The sequence below is a fragment of the Parabacteroides caeci genome, from assembly GCF_023656795.1.
GTDB lineage: Bacteria > Bacteroidota > Bacteroidia > Bacteroidales > Tannerellaceae > Parabacteroides > Parabacteroides segnis.
Window position 1 is genome coordinate 1 of the sequence record NZ_JAMOKT010000075.1, and the last position, 23,876, is coordinate 23,876.

General features: G+C 46.1%; 15 protein-coding genes. 6 read left to right on the forward strand and 9 right to left on the reverse strand.

Going from position 1 to position 23,876, the window contains the following annotated elements; genetic code table 11:
* Positions 1-254: 254 nt before the first annotated feature.
* From NBH15_RS25105 to NBH15_RS25130, 6 genes are all read left to right on the forward strand, one after another.
* A complete protein-coding gene (locus NBH15_RS25105) occupies positions 255-3,671 on the forward strand; it encodes a SusC/RagA family TonB-linked outer membrane protein (protein ID WP_250817898.1) in 3,417 nt (1,138 codons plus the stop codon).
* 19 nt (positions 3,672-3,690) lie between these two features.
* Positions 3,691-5,556, forward strand: coding sequence for a SusD/RagB family nutrient-binding outer membrane lipoprotein (locus NBH15_RS25110; RefSeq protein ID WP_244050952.1), 1,866 nt, complete (start codon positions 3,691-3,693; stop codon positions 5,554-5,556).
* A gap of 90 nt (positions 5,557-5,646) precedes the next feature.
* Complete coding sequence (locus NBH15_RS25115; protein WP_128134854.1) at positions 5,647-5,838, forward strand: hypothetical protein; 192 nt, start codon at positions 5,647-5,649, stop codon at positions 5,836-5,838.
* A gap of 222 nt (positions 5,839-6,060) precedes the next feature.
* Positions 6,061-9,228, forward strand: a complete 3,168-nt coding sequence (locus NBH15_RS25120) for a SusC/RagA family TonB-linked outer membrane protein (protein ID WP_250823839.1) — start codon at positions 6,061-6,063, stop codon at positions 9,226-9,228.
* A 130-nt stretch (positions 9,229-9,358) separates the two neighbouring features.
* A complete protein-coding gene (locus NBH15_RS25125) occupies positions 9,359-11,278 on the forward strand; it encodes a SusD/RagB family nutrient-binding outer membrane lipoprotein (RefSeq protein ID WP_250823840.1) in 1,920 nt (639 codons plus the stop codon).
* A 127-nt stretch (positions 11,279-11,405) separates the two neighbouring features.
* The gene (locus NBH15_RS25130; RefSeq protein ID WP_250823841.1) at positions 11,406-12,989 is read left to right on the forward strand and encodes a hydroxymethylglutaryl-CoA lyase-like TIM-barrel protein; all 1,584 of its coding nucleotides are present in this window, start codon (positions 11,406-11,408) and stop codon (positions 12,987-12,989) included.
* Positions 12,990-13,046: 57 nt separating this feature from the next.
* On the opposite strand, the gene rpiB is transcribed toward NBH15_RS25130, so the two are convergent.
* The 9 genes from rpiB to NBH15_RS25175 all read right to left on the reverse strand — a co-directional run bounded on the left by rpiB (position 13,047) and on the right by NBH15_RS25175 (position 23,868).
* On the reverse strand, positions 13,047-13,478 hold the full coding sequence (gene rpiB, locus NBH15_RS25135) for a ribose 5-phosphate isomerase B (protein WP_186959189.1): 432 nt from the start codon (positions 13,476-13,478) through the stop codon (positions 13,047-13,049).
* 9 nt (positions 13,479-13,487) lie between these two features.
* A complete protein-coding gene (locus tag NBH15_RS25140; RefSeq protein WP_158579678.1) occupies positions 13,488-13,649 on the reverse strand; it encodes a hypothetical protein in 162 nt (53 codons plus the stop codon).
* 25 nt (positions 13,650-13,674) lie between these two features.
* A complete protein-coding gene (locus NBH15_RS25145; protein WP_250823842.1) occupies positions 13,675-15,702 on the reverse strand; it encodes a transketolase family protein in 2,028 nt (675 codons plus the stop codon).
* 137 nt (positions 15,703-15,839) lie between these two features.
* Positions 15,840-16,532, reverse strand: coding sequence for an NUDIX hydrolase (locus NBH15_RS25150; protein ID WP_250823843.1), 693 nt, complete (start codon positions 16,530-16,532; stop codon positions 15,840-15,842).
* Positions 16,533-16,558: 26 nt separating this feature from the next.
* On the reverse strand, positions 16,559-17,704 hold the full coding sequence (gene galK, locus NBH15_RS25155) for a galactokinase (protein ID WP_250823844.1): 1,146 nt from the start codon (positions 17,702-17,704) through the stop codon (positions 16,559-16,561).
* A gap of 89 nt (positions 17,705-17,793) precedes the next feature.
* On the reverse strand, positions 17,794-19,050 hold the full coding sequence (locus NBH15_RS25160) for an MFS transporter (protein ID WP_250823845.1): 1,257 nt from the start codon (positions 19,048-19,050) through the stop codon (positions 17,794-17,796).
* Between the two features lie 46 nt (positions 19,051-19,096).
* Entirely contained in the window at positions 19,097-20,173 is a 1,077-nt protein-coding gene (locus tag NBH15_RS25165; protein WP_186959194.1) for an aldose epimerase family protein, read from the reverse strand.
* A 200-nt stretch (positions 20,174-20,373) separates the two neighbouring features.
* Entirely contained in the window at positions 20,374-22,140 is a 1,767-nt protein-coding gene (locus NBH15_RS25170; protein ID WP_128134846.1) for an ABC transporter ATP-binding protein, read from the reverse strand.
* A 3-nt stretch (positions 22,141-22,143) separates the two neighbouring features.
* Positions 22,144-23,868 carry an ABC transporter ATP-binding protein gene (locus NBH15_RS25175; RefSeq protein ID WP_128134845.1) on the reverse strand — a complete coding sequence of 575 codons (1,725 nt, stop codon included), beginning with the start codon at positions 23,866-23,868 and terminating at the stop codon, positions 22,144-22,146.
* Positions 23,869-23,876: the final 8 nt, after the last annotated feature.

Genomic DNA, 23,876 nt, shown 5'->3' on the forward strand with positions numbered 1-23,876 from the left:
CATACAAAAGCTTAAAATAATACATCTTTCATCCTGAAACAAGGTATTAATCATTGTATACATACAGGTGTAACTATTTGTAAATCATAATGTTGTGTTTTAGAGTTACTGTAGTTCTTTTAGAACTAAGGTAATAACGCCAACTAAATATACGCCAGGCTCTAAATCGCTTTGTAAAGTTATATTCAAAATAAAGAACAGACTTTTGTTTCGCCAAAACATTGTCTATTAATGTTCAAATAAAACCATCAATTATGTTGAAAAACTTTAAGCCTGTAGGCTTATTGCTGTTAGCCGGTACACTAGGTATCCCCGGATATGCGTCTGCGGATACGGTTACAGCAGGGCCGAGAACTAGTATTTCCCAGCAAGACGGAAAAGTTACGGGAACAGTTGAGGATGAATTCGGTCCCGTTGCCGGAGCATCTGTAGTAGTGAAAGGAACAACAAATGGTAACATTACCGACATGGACGGTAATTTTACTTTGGAAGGTGTGAAAAGTGGAGATATCATCCAGATATCTTTTATTGGGTACGCAACTCAGGAAATCAAGTACACTGGGCAAGGAACTATCTCTGTTAAATTAGCAGAAGATACCCAGAAACTGGATGAAGTGGTTGTAACTGCCCTGGGTATGAAACGCTCAGAAAAAGCCTTGGGTTACGCTGTAACTGAATTGAAAGGTGATGAATTGAAAACAAATGCTATTAACCCGGTAGCTTCTTTGCAAGGAAAAGTGGCTGGTGTTGAAATTGCATCTTCTGATGGCGGTATGTTTGGTGCTACTAAAATTCAAATTCGTGGAGCTTCCACTTTGAACGGCAACAACCAGCCTATTTATGTTGTGGATGGCGTTATTCTGTCGAATGATTTGTCTGGTACCGGTTCTTCCGACTGGGATTCGAATGCTAATGACTACGGTAATATGCTGAAGAACCTGAACCCGGATGACTTTGAAACTGTATCTGTATTGAAAGGTGCTGCCGCTACTGCTTTGTACGGTTCACGTGGTTTGAACGGTGCAGTTGTGATCACGACTAAGAGTGGTAAAGGTGCTACCGGTTTCGGTGTTTCTGTTTCTCAGACATTCGGTCTGGATCGTGCACACGGAGGTATGGAGCGTCAAATGCTTTATGGCCCCGGAACGATCGGTGGAGATATCAGCTACGGAGAAGTGAATGCGGACGGTAGCTATAAGAAATGGGATCAGAATCAATTCCGTTTGAACTCAAGAGGAGAGGGAACCGTTATCGGTGCTTCAACCATGTTGTGGGGACCGCGTTATGACGGTCGTCAGATTGAGAACTACGATGGCACAATGACTTCGTATTCACCGATTGAGAGCAATATGTCGGATGCTTACCAGACCGGGTTGAACTCAAATACCAATGTGTCTGTTCGTGGTGGAAACGAAACAACTAATTATTTTTCTTCTATCTCTTACAAGAAGGCTAAAGGTATTGTTGAAAACAATGATTTTGAACGTTACTCTTTGTTGCTGAAAGGTTCTCATAAGATCAGTAACCGTGTAGATGTAAATGCTTCTATCAGCTTTGCAAACTCTACACCGAAGAACGCACAGATCAATATTGGTGAAAGTTTCGCAACCGGAACTTATTCAACCATGTACGATACTAATTATTTCCGCGATAAATATCTGGGTGACCATCATACTGGTCTGGCTAGCAATGACTATGGCGATAAGTATGGTAGTGTGCCGGGTAAGAGTTTGTGGTTTAAGATAGACAATAACGATAAAACCCGTAAGGAAACCGTTGTTCGTCCGACTGTTGAGATCAATGTTAAGATGTTAGACTGGTTGTCTTTCCGTGCTGAAGGTAATATGAACTATTATTATACCAGCTGGGAAGATAAACAATTAGGCGAAGGCTACAATAACAAAGGCGGTTTTTACGAAATGGGTCAGGAATATAATAAGCAGACTACTTTCGGCGGAACTTTCACCTTTAACAAAGATGTAAAGGATTTCCATATCGGTGGTTTCCTTCGTGGTGAATACTATACGACAAGTGCAGCTACTCAGACATCTAAAACAGATGGTGGTCTGGCTGTTCCCGGTCAGTATTTTGTCGGTAACTCTTTGAATACCTCTAAAACGACGGCAGAAATTAAAAATACAAAACGTATTCTTTCAGCGGTAGCTGCTGTGAACCTGAGTTGGAAAAACCAGTTGTTCCTGGATATTACAGGACGTAATGACTGGTCTTCCGGTTTGATCTATACCAACGGAACGGGTAACTACTCCTATTTCTATCCGTCTATCGGCGGATCATGGTTGATCAATGAAACATTCCGTGATCAAATGCCTGAATGGATCAACCTAGCTAAGATCCGTGGTTCATGGGCACAGGTAGGTAACGATGCCAGTCCGTATTCTATTTATTCTTATTATACATTAGGTTCTTTATTGCAGCCGGATGGTTCCAATATCTTTACGAACTATTGGAATGATGATAATAAGAAACTGTTCAGCCCGAACCTGAAACCTGAACGTAAAAATTCATGGGAAATCGGTTTGGACTGGCGTATATTCGACAGCCGTATCGCCTTGGATGCAACTTACTACAAGGAAAATACGACTGATCAGATCATGACAATTGCTATCCCGTCTGAATCAGGTATCAGCAAACAGTTGATCAATGCTGGTAATATCCAGAACTCCGGTGTTGAAATTGCCTTGAATACGATTCCTTTCAAAAACAAAGACTGGGAATGGACATTGGACTTCACATTTACAAAGAACTCGAACAAGATCGTTGAACTTCACCCGAACGTAGCAAACTATATTGCCTTGGAAGGTGATGTGGCTTACGGTAACTATCGTGTAGGTTCTGTTGCGATTGTTGGTGGTTCTTATGGTATGTTGATGTCTGATGCAATGCCTAAAAAGAATGAAAATGGTGAAACCGTATTGACATGGCGTGATTCTTATCGTTCTGCATTTGCTCAACGTAGCGGCACTGCTGAAGAAGTAGGTAGCCTGGTTCCGAAGTTTATGGGTTCTATTGCTACAGGCGTAACCTGGAAAGACCTGAGTTTGCGTGTTGCCCTGGATGCCCGTATCGGTGGAAAGGTAGCTTCTTATTCTAATAAATACGGACAGGCTTATGGATTTACCCAATCTTCTTTGGACTTCCGTGATGAAGAACATGGTGGTATTACCTGGACTTCAAACTACGGAGATTCTAAGGGTATGACATTCCATGACGGTGTGATTCCTGAAGGTGTATTCGAAGCTGGTACAATGGCTACTTGTGTAGATGGTGTTAAACGCGACTTGGGCGGCATGAGTTTTGCTGATGCTGTGAATAAGGGATATTTGGAACCGGTACATGCTTCTGATTATCACTATTGGAGCAACCAGTGGGGCACTGGTACTATAAACGATTACTGGGTACATGACCTGAGTTATATCGCATTACGCGAAATCACATTGGGATACCGCGTACCGAAGACCATCGCCTCTAAAATAGGTGCAAAGGGACTGAACCTGTCATTCAGTGCAAGAAATCTGGGTTATCTGTATAACTCATTACCAAACAATATTAATCCGGAAAGTGTGCGTAGTAACAAATCGGCTGAGTTCCGTGAACGTTCAAACAGCCCAATCACATCCAGCTATATGTTCACTATCAATTTGGATTTCTAATTAATAAATGAAGCAAATTATGAGATATAAATCTTTTTTAGCAGCAACCCTGTTAGGAACTTCTCTGATGGTAGCTCCGGGGTGCCAGGACGATTTCGCTAAAACAAATACCAACCAGTCTGCTATCACGAAAGCAGATGTGCGCTATTTGTTTACACAGATGTTAAGTGAATTCGAACCGTCGAAATACCAGCAATGGTTTTATAATAATCTGGCTTATACATTACGTTGGACGCAAGCTAATGTGCCTGATGGCGGTAATACTTCTTCTTTGAACCTGATGGGTGCTTTTGAAGGATCGCAGAGCCAGGTTATTAATGTGAAGTTATATGCTGAAGAAATCAAGCATGTGCTATCGTTAATGGATGAGAACGAACGGGCTACTTATGAAAATATCAATGTCCTGGCAAATCCGTTATTGGTATATCTGGGTATCTTCGGTACGGATATGTATGGCTCAATCGCCTATACGGAAGCGGGCAGAGGATTGCATGAAGAGATCCTGACCCCGGCTTTCCAAAGTCAGGAAGAATTGTTCCCTATTTGGTTGGATCAACTGAATGAAGCGATCGACGTGCTATTGGCAGACAAACCTAACCAGGTGAAGTTGGATGCACAGGATTTCGTTTACAAAGGTGACACCAAGTTATGGGCTAAATTCGCCAACTCCCTGAAATTGAAGATAGCCGTTCGTATGTTGCATGTTGATAAGGCAAAGGCACTGGCTATTGCTGAAGAAGCTGTGAATAATAAGGCTGGCATCATGTCAGGTTTGGATGATGATTTCATCTATTGCAAAGGTTCTCAGGAATATCACTTCGGAGATGATGTACTGGATGGGCAGAGTAAAGGTATCGGTTCTAAACAACTGATCAACTTCCTGGTTGACAATAAAGACCCGCGTGTTCGTTTTATTTTCCAGAAGAATGACTTTAACTCTAAAGTGGTACAGGCTTTCCTGGATAATAAGAAAGAACTGCCTCCTTATATTAAAGAAGTGGCTGAGATCAAAGACGGTAAATTTGAAGGTTGGAAAACTCCGGGTGAACCTTGGGTTCGTTACTTCGGTAGTCCGGTGCAGACTTCTGCCAGAGAAAATGCTGAAATAAACAACGCTTATTTCAATTACGACAAATTTAAACTGCCTACAGAAGACGGTGGTGAAAAGCAGTATTATCCGTTGGCTCGTATGAACCGTGAAATGTTGCAGGGTCAGAAAGACTATACTTTCCCTGATGCTCCGGGTGTTTCTGCTACGATCGACGATCAGGACCGTGCATGGTATGGTTTACATTACTCTTCTGCAGAAGTAGCTTTGTATCTGGCCGAACTGAAATTGCTGGGTGCTAACTTGCCTGGTTCGGCTGAAAGCTATTATCAGGAAGGTATCCGTCTGTCTGTTCAGGAATATGACAAACTGGCTTCTTTGAATCAGATTCCGTATTATTCTAGTGTATATGACAAGGAGTTTGAAAAGACTATCAAACTGGAAGATGGTGAAATCGATGCTTTGCTTGCAAACGAGAAATACAAACTGACCGGTTCTACAAAGGAACAGTTGGAAAAAGTATATATCCAGCAGTATGTTCACTTCCTGTTGTTCCCGAATGAACAGTTCGTACAGGTTCGTCGTTCAGGTGTTCCTATGAAAGATAGTAAAGTATTGGCATGGGAAAACTTTACAGATGACGATGCAAACTTCCAGATCCCGCGTCGTTGGACTATCAATACTCCGCTTCAGAGTGATTTGATGTATAATATAAAGAAGACAGCTTATGAAGCACAAGGATTTACGACTGGAACACAAGATCCGGCTACATTGAACCGTGAACGTGTATGGTATGATAAGGGAGCACCTAACTTTGGTGAAGGTCCTAACTTTTAAAGGTATATCTTTGTAAATAGATAAATAATAAAGAAGAGGGAAGGATTATCAATATTCTTCCCTCTTTGTCTTTAAATCATACAAATAAATATGAAATATCAGATCACATTCATCATTTTATTGATCTCGCTTATCACTGAGGCCGGTTATGCACAAAAGAAGTCTATTTATCTGCTGGATGATTTCACCCAGGGAGTCGTATTAATGAAAAACGGAGCAAAGACAAATGTTTTGTTGAACTATGATGGGAGTAACTCTACATTAATATGTAAGTATATCTAAAAAAATATTATTTCATGATTCAGGGGATGTAGAGAAGGATAGTTCTACATCCCCTGAATTGTTTCCTATTTATTGATTTAGTAAAAGAATGAGGAAGAGATATCAACCTTCTTCCCCAATGTTAATCTTGCAACAACTCTTGTTTCTTTCTGTTTATATTACCAAATGACATTGGTTGACGCCAAATGCATAGATCTAATAAATTAAACAAAAAACATCAGTATGTTGAAAAGATTCAAATCTGTCAGCATGATTCTCCTGGCGGGCGCGTTGGGCTTTACCGGAAACGCCGTTGCCAATCCGAATACCGGGAATCCTGCTATTGACATTTCCCAACAGGATACGAAGATTACGGGAACAGTGGAAGACGAGTTCGGACCCGTCGCAGGGGCTTCTGTTGTAATTAAAGGTACCACAAACGGGACGATGACCGATATGGACGGCCATTTCACGCTGGAAGGTGTAAAGAAGGGAGACATTATCCAAATTTCTTTCATTGGCTTTGCCACACAAGATATTCCTTACACCGGACAAACCGCTCTCAATGTTAAACTCGAAGAAGATGCCCAGAAACTGGACGAAGTCGTTGTTACTGCTTTAGGAATGAAACGTGACAAGAAAGCACTGGGTTACGCCATGCAGGAACTGAAAGGTGACGAACTGCTTTCTTCACGCGAACCAAACCTGGCCAACTCTTTGTCGGGTAAAGTCTCCGGCTTGCAGATCGTACGTTCCAGCAATGGAGTGGGAGGGTCTTCAAAGATTGTGCTCCGTGGTAATAACTCACTGACCGGTAGTAACCAGCCGCTAATCGTTGTCGACGGTACACCGATGGATAACTTCACAGGCGGGGTCGATGATGTATGGGGTAACTCCGGTGCCGATATGGGTAACGGTCTTTCCGATATCAATCCCGAAGATATCGAGTCGATGACTGTGCTGAAAGGTGCTTCGGCTGCGGCCTTGTACGGTTCCCGGGCCGGTAACGGGGTGATACTTATTACGACCAAGTCGGGAAAGAAGAATGAAGGGCTGGGTATAACAGTCAATGCTGGTATCACTACCGAGTCGATTTTCCTGAAACCGGATATGCAGAACAGCTTCGGACAAGGATCGGTCGGCGCTTACGATAACCAGTCGCGATTGAGCTGGGGACCGAAGGCGGAAGGACAGACGGTTACCGACTGGATGGGACGCCAGGTTCCTTTGAGGACGTACGATAATATCGATGCTTTCTTTAATACCGGTACTTCTTTTAATGAAGGTATCAGTTTCCAGCAGAATATAAAAGGGACGTCGGTCTTTTCTTCTATCAACCGTTCGGATGATGCAGGTATTACTCCGGAGTCGAAGCTGAACAAAACGAATATCACCTTGCGTGCCACCACTTTCCTCGACGAAGCCGAAAAGTGGAAGGTAGATGCCAAAGTGAACTATATCAATCTGAATGCCCACAACCGCCCAATCCAGGGAGTCAACCCTTCCAATGCTTTCAACACGATCTATAACCTGCCCCGTTCGCTGAATGTGGCTGACTTTAAGAATAGTGTGGACGAAGATGGAAACATGATCTGGTGGGACGCTTCGAAGAACCCGCAGGAAAACCCGTACTGGGTGACCAAATACCGCCAGAACAACGATACCCGTAACCGTTTGCTGGGTAACATCGCATTGAAATACGCTCCCACCGATTGGTTCAATGTCGAATTGAGAGGCGGTACGGACTATTATACAACGACTAAGAACGAAAAAGTATATGCCGGAGGTAATACAACCCCTAGCGGTTTATACAGCGAAGGTTCCGAGACATTTTACGAAAATAACTACAGTTTCCTGGCTACCGCCAATAAAGATAACCTGATCGACCGCCTGGGTGGTTTCGTTACTTTCGGTGGTAACCTGATGATACAGAGGCGAACGAAGATGAACGCCTCGGCCGGCGAATTGCTTGTGCCGAACCTCTTCTCCCTGAACAATGGTATAAACAAACCCACGGTGACCTCCGAGTTGATCCGCCGGAAGATGAATTCACTTTACGGATCGTTGCAATTGAATTGGGACGGCTATCTGTTCCTGGATATTACGGCACGTAACGACTGGTCGTCTACCATGTCGAAAGCCAACCGTTCTTATTTCTATCCCTCGGTCAGCCTGTCCGGAGTAATCTCCGACATGGTGCCTAAACTGGGCGGGCAGATGCCTGAATGGTTTACTTTTGCCAAGGTGAGAGCTTCATATGCCGAAGTCGGTAACGACCTCGATCCGTATCAGTTATACAATAACTTCACGGTCGGTAAGGATGAGAATGGCAATACGACAGCCGCTCCCGGAAACGTACTTTACGACTCCAATGTGCGCAGCGAGTTGATCAAATCATGGGAAGCCGGTTTCGATATCCGCTTCTTCAATAATCGCCTCGGACTGGATGCCGCCTGGTATAAAACCAATGCCACCCGCCAGTTGCTGAACTTGCCGATGGACCCCTTCTCCGGATATAGTTCCCGCAAGGTAAATGCAGGTAATATTCAGAATGAAGGCGTTGAAATCTCTCTGAACGGATTGATTCTCGACAATCCCAAAGGACTAAGTTGGAACTCGACAGCACAGTTTTCGCTAAACCGAAACAAGATCATCGATCTCTATCCGGGTGTTACCCTGTATGATATAAAAACGCTGGATGCCATCCAGATCGTAGCCGTGCAGGGCAGTTATTATGGTGATATCTACGGGCAAACCTTCCAACGTGTGGAAGACAAGAATGATCCTAACTACGGCAAGATCATTGTCGGTGAAGACGGACTTCCGTTGATCACGACCGGCAAATCGAAAGTTGGTAACCAGAGTCCCGACTGGATGCTGGGTTGGACGAACAGCTTTTCATACAAAGGTTTCAACCTGAGTTTCCTGGTGGACTTCCGTATTGGCGGCGACCTTTATTCGGCAACCGCTTCCAACCTGTACACCCGTGGTAATGCGGCCGGGACAGTTGTAAACGGCGAACGTCAGGACTTCATTGTCCCTAATTCGGTTGTCCAGACTCCCAACGGCTATACGGAAAATAAAGTACCCGTCACCCATCAGAATTATTGGGAACGTATCGGCTCGACCGGTAATTACGGCTTGCCGGAAATGTACACATACGATGCAACGAATATCCGTTTACGTAATATTACGTTGGGATATGATTTCAATAAAGCAATGCTGAAAGATACTCCGTTCCAGCGCCTGCGTTTGTCTGCAACATGCAATAACGTCTGGATGATCCATTATAACCTGCCGGGCATCGACCCTGAATCCGTTTCGGCAACCAATACGAATGCTACCGGATTCGAGAATGGGGCAGCTCCGACAAGTCGTTCATTTACGTTTAATGTAACGGTAGGATTTTAATGCGATTTCTGATTGAATTTGTTTGGACATCATAAACACTCTTGTTGCGACACCCTATACAGTACTGTTGTGACACCCATAACAAATCTAAAGATGATAAGTAAATAAGAACAATAAAGAATAAAACAAGATGAACACCAAAAATATATTACTGGCAGGCATGTTCTCGATAGCCGCTTTGTTTACATCCTGTAACGATTTTCAGGAGATAAATGAAGACCCTAACCAAGTGGGCGAAGACAAAGTGAAGCCGGAGTGGTTTCTCAATGCCTCCATCATCGGGGCGCAGATGAATCCCGAGATTGCCGAACGTATCTTCATTGCCGAATGGAATCGTGCCGCTCGCTTTAACCGGGGCAGCGGATTCACGATCGGTACGGACAATAACGACTATATCACCCTCTACCTCAGCAACTCCTATGCTGTAGGCTGGCTCAACAAGGCTACCCAGGCTATCGAACTGGGAGAAAAGAAGATCGAGGCAGGCGAAGCCGAACAATATCCTTATTATAAAAATGTGGTTCAGATGGCCCGTATCTGGCGTGCTTATCTGAACGCTGAAGTATCCGATGGCTTCGGACCTATCCCGGCTTTGTCGGCTTTTACCGGCGTACCCGGCGAATACGACAGTGTAGAAGCTATCTATGGTTTCATCCTCAAAGAGTTGAAAGAAGCTGAAGCCTCTCTCGATCCTTCTATCAATATGGAGCCGATGGCAGGCGAAGATGCTTTCTATGCCGGAAATGTCAATGAGTGGAAGAAATATGCCAACTCCCTGCGTATGCGTTATGCCATGCGTATCTCGGCCGTATCGCCCGAACTGGCAAAGACCGAATTTGAAGATGCGGCAAGCAAAACCTTTATCTCTTCGCTGGATGATTTGGCAGGCGTACAGGAGAAAGATGGTTGGAACGACCTGACAGGTGTCATGTCGCGTACCTGGAATGCACAGCCTATGTCTGTGACTTTCAAGAACCTGGCAGAAGGACTTGGAGGTATTGAATTTCCTCTTCCTGATTCCTTAAAGAGCCATCTGAAAGATCCTCACACCTATATGGGACTCTATCTGAACAAGCATTTCCCGTTGAATACCAACGATCCGTGTGCCGGATTCTATTTTGATGCCATTCCGCAGTATGTAGATCCTCGTGCACCGAAACTATTCAGCGTAGTAGGCTGGAACGACGGTGTGGTTTATTCCGACTATATCGGTGCAGCCAGCGAAGTGCACCCCGTTGAATTAATGGACCCGAACGATAACTCCAAACCGATGCTCACGATCGACCCGCGTTATACCTGGGGTACCTGGGTAGCCGGTGAATGGAACAACCTGTCCGGCCTTGTCAGCGCCTTGACCGGTAAGAACTACAACTATCCTTCCATGGCAAAGCAATACCGTATGAATACGCAGAAGCGCGTCTTCTTCGGCCCGTGGGAAAGCTATTTCCTGATAGCTGAAGCCGCTCTGAAAGGATGGACAGTACCGGGCACTGCCCAGTCGAATTATGAAAGTGGCATCACAGCCAGCTTCGAATATCATGGCCTGCAAAGCCAGGTTTCTCAATATCTGTCCTCTACGGATTATAACCGGGTGGGTACCTCCGTCAGCTTCACCCATACAACGGAAGCGAAGCCTTATACCGTCAATTATGTCGATCCTTATACAAAGGAAAATAAGACGATGACTTATAACTTCCCGAAGAACTCAATCTACCGCGGCGGTACTTACAACAACGACGCATTGACAAAGATTCTTACCCAGAAATATATCGCACAGGTACCCTGGTTACCCGAAGAAGCATGGAGTGATCATCGTCGTCTTGGTCTTCCGTTCTTTGAAAACCAGGCTGTAGAAAAAGACTACAACCCATTGAACCAGGTTCCCCTGACAATGGCAACAGCCAAGGAATGTCGCCTCGATTTCTACCCGAAACGTTACCGTTATCCGGCCAATATCCAGACCAATAACCTGGAAGGATACCAAAAAGCCTTAGAGCTGTTGGGCGGCCCCGACGTAGTGACAACGCCGCTTTGGTGGAATCAGAAATGAGACCTACATTTCTCTTGATAGAAAAGTAGGCAAAAGATCAAGGCTGCATCTATTTCGCTACTTTAATCTTTTGTTACTTTTCCATCAAGGGAAAAGTAAAGAAAACAAACTAAACAAAAACACAATTATGGTACGTAAACTATTAATCCGTGACCTCACCCTCCGTGACGGTCAGCAGTCAGCTTGTGCAACGCGCATGTCGCAGAAACAAATCGACCGTGTACTACCTTTCTATAAAGAGGTTGGTTTCTATGCGATGGAAGTATGGGGTGGGGCAGTGCCCGACGCCGCCATGCGCTACCTGAACGAAGATCCCTGGGAAAGAGTGGAAAAGATCAAAGCCGCAGTAGGTACGACCACCAAACTGGCAGCCTTATGTCGCGGACGCGACCTGTTCGGCTACAATCCTTACCCGGACAATGTTGTCAAAGGCGTATGCCGCAACACTGTCGAGTCAGGAATCGATATCATGCGTATTTTCGATGCCATGAACGATATAGACAATATGAAGCCAGCCATCAAATACACCGACCGTTACGGTGGAATGGCCGATTGTGCCGTCTGCTACGCCATCGACCCTCACCATTCTGCCCTCGAACGGATCGAAGCTGCCTTCCACGGACGTCCCCTTCATAAGCCGGTCTTCAAGAACGACTATTTCCTGGAAAAAGCCCAGCAGTTGGAGAACTTCCGGGCCGACATCGTCACCCTCGAAGATGCCAACGGACTCATCACTCCTGCAAGGACTGCCGAACTGATACGCCTTTTCAAGAAGAACCTGAAATCTCCCGTCGACTTCCACACCCGCTGTACTGCCGGATACGGCCTGGCTTCTATGCTTGCCGCTATTGTCAACGGCGTCGATATTGTCGATACGAATATCTGGTATTTTGCCGGAGGCTGTTGTGCCCCTGCCATCGAGCTGGTCTACGTCTTCTGCAAGAAGATGGGTATCGAACTGGAAATCGATATGGAAGCCGTTGCCCGCATCAACGCCGAACTCCTGAAAATACGAAAGGAACTGAAAGCCTACGACACCTCCCGCGAGTTGCCCAATCCTTTCAATCCCCTGACCGATAAGTTGCCTACCGAGATCGACCGCTTTTTCAATGATGCTATCGAAGCCGCCCGCAAAGACAAGGAAGACGACCTGATTATCTTCTGCCGTGCCATCGAAGAATACTTCAACTTCCCCGAACCCAACGAAATGGTACAGAAATCGCAGATCCCGGCCAACATGTACAATCTGATAGTTGCCTTGCTGAAGCAGCAGGACCATCCCGAGTTATTGGAGAAAGCGATGTCATTAATCCCCCGGGTACGGATGGATGCCGGCCTGCCTCCTTTGGTGACGCCGGTAAGTCAGGTGATAGCCTCGCAGGCAGTTTCATGTGCCCTCGATGAACTGAACGGCCGCCCGTTATACAGCAAACCCGTTTACCCCTTTATCTCCCTGATCCGCGGAGATTATGGGAAAACCCCGTTGCCTGTCGACCCTGACTTTCGCCAGCAAATAACCGGCAAGCGGGAAGAACAACCTTATGATGCTTCAGATTATGAGATGCAGGAGAACCCTGTCATTGGTGAAGTCGGTATCCTGGTAGCCGAGAATGAAAAGGAGATGCTTCTCCTCGAACTCTTTCCCATGTCTGCCCGCCACTTCCTGACGAAACAGAAGAAAGAGAAGTTCAGAAACGATCTGATGGTTTGATGCTTAAACTTCTTCTTAGTATTTATAAGAATGTTCTATATGATAATCCCGTTGTTTTTACAACGGGATCTTGTCAATACGTCGTATGTGTCGACCTCCTTCGAACGGGGTGTTCAAAAAGGCCTCGACGGTGCGTTTAGCTTCCTCCTGACTGATAAACCGACCGGGCATGACAAGTATGTTGGCATCATTGTGTTCACGAGCCAGTCGTGCAATTTCTTCTTGCCAGCATAAAGCGGCCCGTATTCCCTGGTGTTTGTTCAGAGTCATTGCGATACCGTTTCCTGAGCCGCAGATAGCTATTCCGGGATATACTTCTCCGGCTTCTACTGCATAGGCCAATGGATGGGCGAAGTCGGGATAATCGCAACTGTCTGCAGAGCAGGTTCCGAAATCTTTATAGGGTAGTCCTTTAGAATCCAGTATTTGTTTTACGTACTCCTTTAACTCGTAACCTGCATGGTCACAACATAAACCTAGTGTTTTCATCTTTATCTGTTAGAGGTAGACAAGTAACCCTATGGTTCCGCCGGATGCAACCATCTTGGTTCCCGTTGCAGCAACCGTAGAGGTTCCTGCCGATGCAACCGAGGCTTCGCTGTAGTGGGAACGCCGGGGTTCCGCCTTCGGGAACCGTCCGGTTCCCGAAGGTGCAACCATAGGGCTTACTTTATCTTATGTTTTCTTATGCTAATAGTTCTTTTACCTGATTGTATACATTCTGTCCTGTGAAGCCGAGTTTTTCGTCGAGCACCTTGTAAGGAGCGGAAAATCCGAATGATTCCAGACCCCAAACCTTGCCATTTGCTCCGACCAGACCTTCCAGGTTGACGGGCAGACCGGCAGTCAGACCGAATATCTTGCTTCCTGTCGGAATAACAGATTCCTGGTATTCCTTGCTCTGGTTGCGGAACAGCCCTTCGGACGGAACTGATACGATACGAACCTTCACGCCATCGGCACGAAGCAATGCTGCTCCTTCAACTAATGTAGCGACTTCCGAGCCGGAAGCGACCATGATAACGTCTGGGTTTTCATCGCTTTCTACAATATAGGCACCCTTTTCGGCCTGCAAGGCTTCGTCGTAACGGTTTCCTTTTGCGGGCAGGTCAGTAATGTTCTGACGGGAAAGAATCAAAGCGGTAGGAGTGACTGTATTTTCCATTGCCATCTTCCATGCAATTGTCGTCTCGATAACATCGGCCGGACGGAGAACCAGCATAGAGTTGTGTCCTTTATGGTTCTTCAGTTTTTCCATCAGGCGGATCTGTGCTTCCTGTTCAACCGGTTCGTGAGTAGGTCCGTCTTCACCAACGCGGAAGGCGTCGTGCGACCAGATGAACTTCACCGGTTGTTCCATCAAGGCTGCCATACGGATTGCCGGTTTCATATAATCAGAGAATACGAAGAAGGTACCGCAAGCCACGATCACACCGCCGTGCAGTGACATACCGATACATACACAAGCCATTGTCAGTTCGGAAACACCGGCCTGGAAGAAGGCACCGCTGAAGTCGCCTTTCACGAATGAATGTGTTTTCTTCAGGAAGCCGTCTGTCTTGTCCGAGTTGGACAGGTCGGCGGATGAGCAAATCATATTTTCAACCTTTGTAGCCAGTACACCTAATACGGTAGCGGATGCGGCACGGGTTGCCTGGTTTGCTTTCTGTTCGATAGCTTCCCAATCCAGTTTCGGGGCTTTGCCGGAGAACCAGAATTTCATCTTTTCTGCCAGTTCCGGGTTAGCTTTGGCCCATGCGTCTTTAGCGGCATAACGTTCAGCTACGATAGCTTCCAGTTCTTTGGCACGCTTTGCATAGAGTTCGGCAACTTCCGGGAATACGGAGAAGGGGTTCTGAGGATCACCTCCCAGGTTCTTGATTGTTTCTTCGATGGATGCACCGGCGGCAGACAGGGGTTGTCCATGAGTAGATACTTTGTTTTCGTAGTTACTCTTGTCGGCACCCATGGCACCTTTACCCATGATAGTATCACCGATGATCAGGGTAGGACGCTGGGTTTCGGCTTTCGCTTCGTCCAGAGCCTTGCGTATTTCATTTACATCGTTTCCGTTGATGCTGATCACTTTCCAACCCCATGCTTCATATTTCATAGCGACATTTTCAGCCGTTACTTCTTCTACGGTTGTAGAAAGCTGGATGTTGTTGGAGTCGTAGAACATGATCAGGTTATCCAGTCCCAGTGTTCCGGCGACACGGCCGGCGCCTTGTGAGATTTCTTCCTGGATACCGCCATCGGAAATATATGCGTAAATAGTCTGGTTCATTACATCACCCAGGCGGGCTTTCAGGAACTTGGCGGCGATAGCTGCACCTACAGCGTAGGTATGGCCTTGTCCCAGCGGACCTGAGGTATTTTCGATTCCTCGCTTGATGTCAACTTCCGGATGGCCGGGAGTCGGACTTCCCCACTGACGGAACATAGACAGTTCTTCCATGGTGAATTTGCCTGTCAGGGCGAGGGCTGAATAAAGCATCGGCGACATATGTCCCGGGTCCTGGAAGTAGCGATCCCTGCCTTCCCATTCCGGGTTCTTAGGATCATAGACCAAATACTCTGAGAATAGTACATTGATAAAGTCTGCACCACCCATTGCACCACCCGGATGACCGGACTTAGCCTTTTCTACCATTGAGGCAGCCAGGACGCGGATATTGTCCGCTGCTCTGTTCATTACTTTAATATCGTTCATTTTGATGAATTAGTTTAATTTTTGCACAAAGATAGGGAATCTCTTCTTATAGACCGCTATATCATACAAACAATTCATTTTCTGTAAAGTTTCCTAACGTGCGATATTTCTCACAGAGAGCCGGATATGCAAGGAAGTTACAGGGAGAAATAGAATCCCTGATCCAGCAGACGGTCGTATTTCTCTTTATTGAACATATAATAGAAAGCGCCTCTTTTAGAGCTCTTTTTATCTTTCTCGTTCAGTTTTTCCAGGATATCCATGGAGTTTAGCTTCTTGCGGAAATTACGTTTATCCAATGGAGTCTGATAAATTGCTTCATATAGACTTTGAAGCTGGGGGAGAGTGAATTTCTCCGGAAGAAGGTTGAAGCCGATAGGACAGGTGGCTGCTTTTCTTTTCAGACGCGCCAATGTATCGGCAACCATTTGGTTATGGTCGAAGATCAATTCGGGTATTTCACTGATTTTTACCCATTCGGCATTATGTTCTTTCAGCAGTTCCCGATTGAAGTCATTCATATTAACTAAGGAATAGTATGCTACGGAGATAACCCGTTCCCCGAGGTCGCGGGTAACATCTCCATAGGCACCTACCTGTTCCATAAAAAGATTATCGATACCGGAGCATTCGGTAAGCACGCGGGATGCCGCTTCGTTTACGCTTTCGCCGGATTTGATAAAGCCGCCCATCAGAGACCATTGTCCTTTCAGAGGTTCAAAATTCCGCTTGTAAAGTAAAACATTGAGTTCACCACTGTTGAACCCGAGGATGATACAATCTACTGCAACGAAAAATTTGACTTCGTTCTGATAAAATGCGGCTGTCATGATTTTATGGATATTGAATTAATTTATTAAGCGAGTTTGCGTGCGCCGTCGCTGATTACTACTTCATATACTTTTGGTTCGTGTCCGAATTTCTTTGTATAAGATTCGAATGCTTCCTTAATGAAGGCATCGTGCAGTTCGTCTTTTACGAGGTTGATCGTGCAACCGCCGAAACCGCCACCCATGACACGTGAACCGGTTACGCCACATTTCTTGGCTACATCGTTCAGGAAGTCCAGTTCTTCGCAGCTTACTTCATACAGTTTGCTCATGCCGTGATGAGTTTCGTACATTTTCTGTCCGACTGTTTCGTAATCGCCTTTTTCCAGGGCTTCGCAAACGTCGAGTACGCGCTGTACTTCTTCGATCACATATTCGGCACGCATATAGTCTTCTGCGCTGATATCGCCTTTTACTTCATTCAGCATGCCCATTGTTGCGTCACGCAGGAATTCTACTTCCGGATGATTGCGACGGATAGCTGCTGCTGCATTTTCGCAAGACTGGCGGCGTTTGTTGTAAGCCGAAGAAGCCAGTTCGTGTTTAACTACAGAGTCCAGCAATACCAGTTTATAGCCAACCGGGTTGAATGGGAAATATTTATATTCCAAAGAGCGGCAATCCAAACGGATCAGGCTTCCTTCTTTACCGAATACAGAAGCGAACTGGTCCATGATACCACAGTTAACACCACAATAGTTGTGTTCTGTAGACTGGCCGATCTTTGCTAATTCGAATTTGTCGATACCCAAAGAGAAGAGTTCATTCAAAGCGAAAGCATATGTGCTTTCCAAAGCTGCGGATGAAGACATACCGGCACCCAGAGGAACATCACCTGCAAATACGGTATCAAATCCCTGGATCTGGCCGCCACGTTTGATGATCTCACGGCATACACCGAAAATGTATCTTGCCCAGCTAGCTTTTGGAGCATCATCTTCGTTCAGGCCGAATTCCGCATAATCGTTCAGGTCGATAGAGAATGCACGAACTTTGCCGGTTCCGTTCGGTTTGATCTCTGCGATCATCCCTTTGTCGATAGCTCCCGGGAATACGAAACCGCCATTGTAGTCTGTGTGTTCGCCGATCAGGTTGATACGACCCGGAGAAGCAAATACAGCACCTTCTGTGTTGAATAACTCTTGAAATTTATCTCTGATTTTTTTCTGCATGATATTATTTCTTTTAAAGGTTATAAATGAAGAAATTATCCGGTTACGAATAAAACCGGATAATTTCATGAATAGACATATTATTTATTTTATTTTGATTTCTTCGATGGTTTAGAACCGATAGCCGCGTAGAATAAAATGTAAGCAGCACTAAAGAGTACAACCCAGTAGCTGGTCATGTAATCAGTCATATCGGCAACCCAACCCTGAATGGCAACCATTACAGCGCAACCGAATACCATTGTCATAAAGATACCGCTGGCGATAGCTGTGTATTTTCCTAATCCTTCGACAGCCATGTTGAATATACCACCCCACATTACGCTGGTGCAGAGACCTACGAGAAGGAATGCCAGAATACCAACGGGAACTTCCTGCCAGATCACACTTAATGAAGCCCAGTCTACACCAGGAACTTCAACTGTATTTGTTTCGGGTGAGAACATACCGAAACTAACCAACAGAAGAGTTGCGATCGATACGGTAGTGATCATCATGCGGCTGGAAACCTTACCACCGATACTTGCTCCTACGAAACGTCCGATAAGCATCATTAGCCAGTAAACAGCTACAATAAGACCAACGGTGCTGGCAGGTATGCCTTTCGCTGTAAGGTATTGAAGAATATAAGTCGGAGTTCCAACTTCAACGCTCATGTAAAGGAAGATAGCGAGTGCTCCCAGTGCAAAATGGCGATGGCTTAAAGCGCCTTTGATCAAGCTTGTGTCGACAGGAGCCTGTTCAGGTTCTTCAATTTTTGTGAATGTGATAACTACGAATGCGATAACGAAAATAGCAAGAGCGATCATCAATGCCGGTGTTGCGTCGGCAATATGTGCTTTGGCTGCATCACCGATAAGAGCTCCCATCAGGATGTAGCAGGCAACAGCAGCAGTACTGTTGAATACACCACCGAGCTGGATAAGCTGGTTACCCTTGTTACCACCGCCACCGAGCAGGTTAAGCATCGGATTAACCACACAGTTAAGAATACACATAGTGAAACCGCTGATAAATGCTCCGACCAGGTAAACCAGAAAAGCACTATCTTTGCCTACATGACCACTCAGCCATTGAACTAAAATACCTATGACACCTACGGCAAGACCGATAAGAGCTGTTTTCTTGTAGCCGTATTTGGCGATAAGCATACCGGCTGGGATACCCATTACCAGATAGGCAATGAAGTTACCATAGTTTCCAATTTGAGCAAGAACATTACTTGCTCCAAAGTCGTTCTTTACGATAATAGCCATTGGTGAACAAAGGTTAGTCACGAATGCAATCATTGCAAAAAGTGCAATCATAATGATGATGGCACCCCATTGTTTTTTTTCTTGAGTCATTGATTGATCTTTTTTATTGTTATTGATATATTAATTTTGTTATTTGTTATTCGGCTGAGAATTTATAGATAGTCTTGCTTTCGAAGACTTCTCCCGGACGAAGTACGGTCGACGGATATTCCGGTTTGTTCGGACTGTCGGGGAAATGTTGTGTTTCCAGGCATAAGGCTGCTCTTGCCGGATAGCGTTGTCCGTTCTTTCCTTCGAAATTGCCGGTCATCCAGTTACCTGTATATAATTGTACGCCCGGTTGAGTAGTATATGTTTCCATGATGATACCGGTCTTGGGGGATTGGCAACGGGCACAGAAACCCAGTTCGCCTTCTTCCTTATTTAATATATAGGTATGGTCATAGCCTCTTGCCCAGGTCAACTGGTCGGTCGGTTCGTCGATGCGGGCACCTACCAGATAAGGAGTGCGGAAGTCCATCGGCGTACCTTCTACTTTTTCAGGGGCACCGTAAGGAATGGCAGTTTCATCCGTAGGCAGATAATAGTCTGCATTGATGGTTAACGTATGGTCCGCAACTGACGGATCGCCGGCTCCTGACAGGTTGAAGTAGGAGTGGTTGGTCAGATTTAATACGGTAGGTTTGTCTGTTACGGCCTGATACATGATCACGACTTCGTTGTCATCGGTCAGGTGATAAGTGACAGTAGTTTGTAGTGTGCCGGGGAAACCTTCTTCGCCGTCGGCTGAGGTATATTTCAGTTCTACGGTCTGGTCGTCGGTTTGATTAGCGTCCCACACAACGGAATTGAAACCTTTCAGTCCTCCGTGGAGGCTGTTGGGGCCGTTGTTGATAGCCAGCTTATCGTATACAACACCATCCAGTGTAAATGTTCCTTTGGCAATACGGTTACCGTAACGGCCGCAGATTGCTCCGAAGTAAGGTTCTTCAGAGACCAGATAATCATCGAGGGAATTATGTCCGGTAACTACATCGGTTAACTTGCCGGACCGATCCGGTACCATAAGCGATACAATTTTTGCACCGTAGTTGGTAATGGTAAGTTCTGCACCTTTTTTATTGGTCAGGATACATAGCATCGTCTCCTTCCCGTCTATTTGCTTGCTGAAATTTGCAACAGCCAAGCCAGACAGTGTATTCTTGTTCTTCATGTATGTAATGTTATCAAAATTGCGTGTAAAATTAGCCTACTTCTTTGTAAGTAGGATGCGCGAAAAGATGTTATAAAGCATAAAGTGGCTTTTTGTCTGCCAAAAGAGTGTATTATCCACCTTTCTGGAAGCGAAGAATACGTTTTGCAATCCCAGTCGGGTTGTCCTTGTTGTATCATTTCCTGCTGAGGGGTCCATTCTTATTTGAACTGCTCCTGGTTGAGGGAGTAATATTTTCCTTTCAGTGCCAGTAATTCCTGATGGCTGCCTTGTTCGATAATCTTTCCATGTTCGAGGACGAGGATAAGGTCGGCGTTTCTCACTGTTGAGAGACGGTGGGCGATGATGAGGCTCGTTCGTCCCTGCATCAGTTGGTCGAGACCTTTCTGGATAAGGATTTCGCTGCGGGTGTCGATATTGCTGGTCGCTTCATCCAGTAGCAGGATGGGAGGGTCGGCAATGGCAGCACGGGCGATATTGAGTAATTGGCGCTGTCCCTGGCTCAGGTTGGCACCGTCGTTTTCAAGGAGCGTGTCGTAGCCTTGGGGGAGGCGCTTGATAAAGGAATGGGCAGCCGTTAGTTTGGCGGCGGCAATGACTTCCTCGTCGGTCGCATCGAGACGGCCGAAACGGATATTTTCGCGTACGGTTCCGGTGAAGAGATGCGTATCCTGGAGGACGATTGCCATAGATTGACGCAGGTTGTTTCGTTTGATCCGGCGGATGGGATGACCGTCTATCGTGATTTCTCCCGACTGGATATCGAAGAAGCGGGGGAGCATGTTCAGGATGGTTGTCTTTCCGGCTCCGGTGGCACCGACCAGGGCAATTTTGCAGCCGGCTCTTGCATGCAAGGAGATTCCTTTCAGAATCGTTTTCTCCGGTTTGTATCCGAAATAAACGTCTTTCATGGCTACGTCGCCTTGTACATTCTGTAATGCGATTGCGTCGGAAGCATCCGGTGTTTCGGGTGTTTCGTCTATGACCTCAAAGATACGTTCGGCACCGGCAATAGCAGCCTGGATACTGTTGTAGAGGCTGGCGAGTTCGTTGATCGGACGTCCGAACTGGCGGGAGTATTGCAGGAAGGCGGCCAGTCCGCCGACATCGAATCCGCGGAAGATGGCGAGCAGGGCGCCGACGATGGTGATAAATACATAATTCAGCGTATTCAGGTTCTGCATGACGGGCATCATCAGTCCGGAGTAGAACTGGGCCTTTTGTGACTTCTCTTTCAGATCGCTGTTTTGCACTTCAAAGTCGGCATTTACTTTCTTTTCATGGCCGAATACTTTGACAACCTTTTGTCCGCTTATCATTTCTTCGATATAACCGTTCAGCGTACCGATGGATTCCTGCTGTGCTTTGAAATATTTGCGGCTTCGCTTTACTATTTCTTTTGCGCTGAGGAACATCAGCGGGACAGTAATCAGAGTTACAAGCGTCAGGACCGGACTGATATAAAGCATCAGGCAGAAGATACCAATCAGCGTCAGAGCGCTGGAGAGCATGTCGGAGAGGCTGTCGGTCAAGGCGTCGCTGATCTTGTCGATATCATTCGTATAACGGCTCATCAGGTCGCCATGCTGATGGGTATCGAAATACTTGACCGGCAGGTGTTCCATCTTCTCAAAAAGGTCGGAACGCATCCGGGTGACTGTTCGCTGGCCGATCTTGTTCAATAATATATATTGGATATACACGGCTGCGACCCCTGTCAGATACACGACGGCCAGCATAATCAATATCCGTATCAATCCGTGGAAATCTCCCGGAATGATATAGTCGTTGATGATGGGACGCAACATATAAGAGCCCAGTAGGTTGGCTATGATGCTGACAATAATTAGGAAGCCAATCACGAACAACAAGCGCCGGTCGCATGACAGGTACGATATCAGCCGGCAGAAGGTTTTCCGTCCTTCTTTGGGTTTTGCATTATCTTTCAAGTGATCTCCGTGTGCCATAACTTAAAACAATACTTGTTGTGAATGATAGATTTCCTGATAGACGGTCGAGCTCTTGATTAGTTCGTCCGGTGTTCCGATAGCGTTGATCTCGCCGTCTTCCAACACGATGACACGGTCGGCAGACTGCATGGTGTTGATTCGCTGGGTGATGATAAATACGGTTGTATCGTGCAACATGGCATTCAGGTTGTTCCGTATTTTCAGTTCCGTTTCGGTATCGACGGCACTGGTGCTATCGTCCAGGATAAGGATTTTCGGTTTACGGAGCAAGGCACGGGCAATGCAGATACGTTGTTTCTGGCCGCCGGAGACATTGATGCCTCCGCGTCCCAGCAACGTGTTGTAACCCTCGGTGAAGGAGCTGATGAAATCGTGTGCTTCGGCGGCACGGGCGGCTTCCTCGATTTCTTCCATCGAAGCGTCCGGCTTTCCCCATCTCAGGTTGTCGATAATGGTACCGGTAAACAGTTCGTTCTTTTGCAGAATCATGCCGATGCGGGCATGCAGTTCATCCAGGTTATAGTTTTTTACCGGGATGCCGTCGATTCGTATTTCTCCCGAAGTGGCGTCGTATAAACGCGGTATCAGTTGTACCAGGGAGCTTTTGGCAGAACCGGTGGCACCGACCAGCGCAATTGTTTCGCCCGGATTGGCCCGGAAACTGATATGTTGCAAGACATCGTTCTCCCCGCCGGTGTAGCGGAAACTGACATTATCGAAAGTCACTTCTCCTTTCTCTATCCGGTATTTATCCTGTAAACCTTCTTGTGTGTTGGTCAAAGAAGGTTTCGTATCCAGTACTTCCAGGATACGTTTGGAAGAGGCGGAGGCCCGGGCATACGACATAATAATCATGGAAAGCATCATCAGTGACATCAAAACTTGTGCCAGATAATTGACGAACGAAATCAGTTCGCCGACCTTCAACTCGCCGTACATCACTTTTTGTCCGCCCAGCCACAGGATAGCCAGGATAGATAAGTTCATAACCAGCTGCATGACCGGAAATATGGAAACGACAATATTGGATGCCCGGATAACCATATCGCGTAACTCTTCGCTACTTTTGGTAAATTTCTTTGTCTCGAAATCTTCCCGGACGAACGATTTGACTACACGGATATTAATAAGATTCTCCCTGACCACTCCGTTCAGTTGGTCCACTTTCTGCTGTACTTTCAGGAAATAAGGAAACCCTTTGCTGAGTATCAGGTAAACGCTTCCGCCCAGAATGGGGATGGCGGCTATCAGTACAACAGCCAGTTCCCGGTTAATCCTGACAACGAAAAAGACAGCCATCGCCAACATAAGGGGAGAACGGAGCAGAAGCCGCATAGACATCAGCACAATTTGCTGTATACGGGAAATATCGCTTGTTAACCGTGTCACCAGCGAAGCCGAACTGAATTTATCTATATCGAAAAAGGACAGTTGTTGTATCTTGTCGAAAAGCCTGGTCCGCAAATCGGTTCCGAAGCCGATACCGATGCGGGAAGATACATATACATTAACGATATTAACGAATAACCCCGCCAGCGAAATCAAAATCATAAAGGTTCCGACCCGTGTAATAACCGAGAGGTCACGAGGCATAACCCCGTTGTCAATAATCTCAGCCATAAACATCGGCTGAACGGTTTCACACAGTACAGTTATCAGTACAAGCAGCGGACTGACTGCCAGTCCTCCTTTATATCGTTTGAGTATTTGCCAATATTTCTCCATGTTGTTCT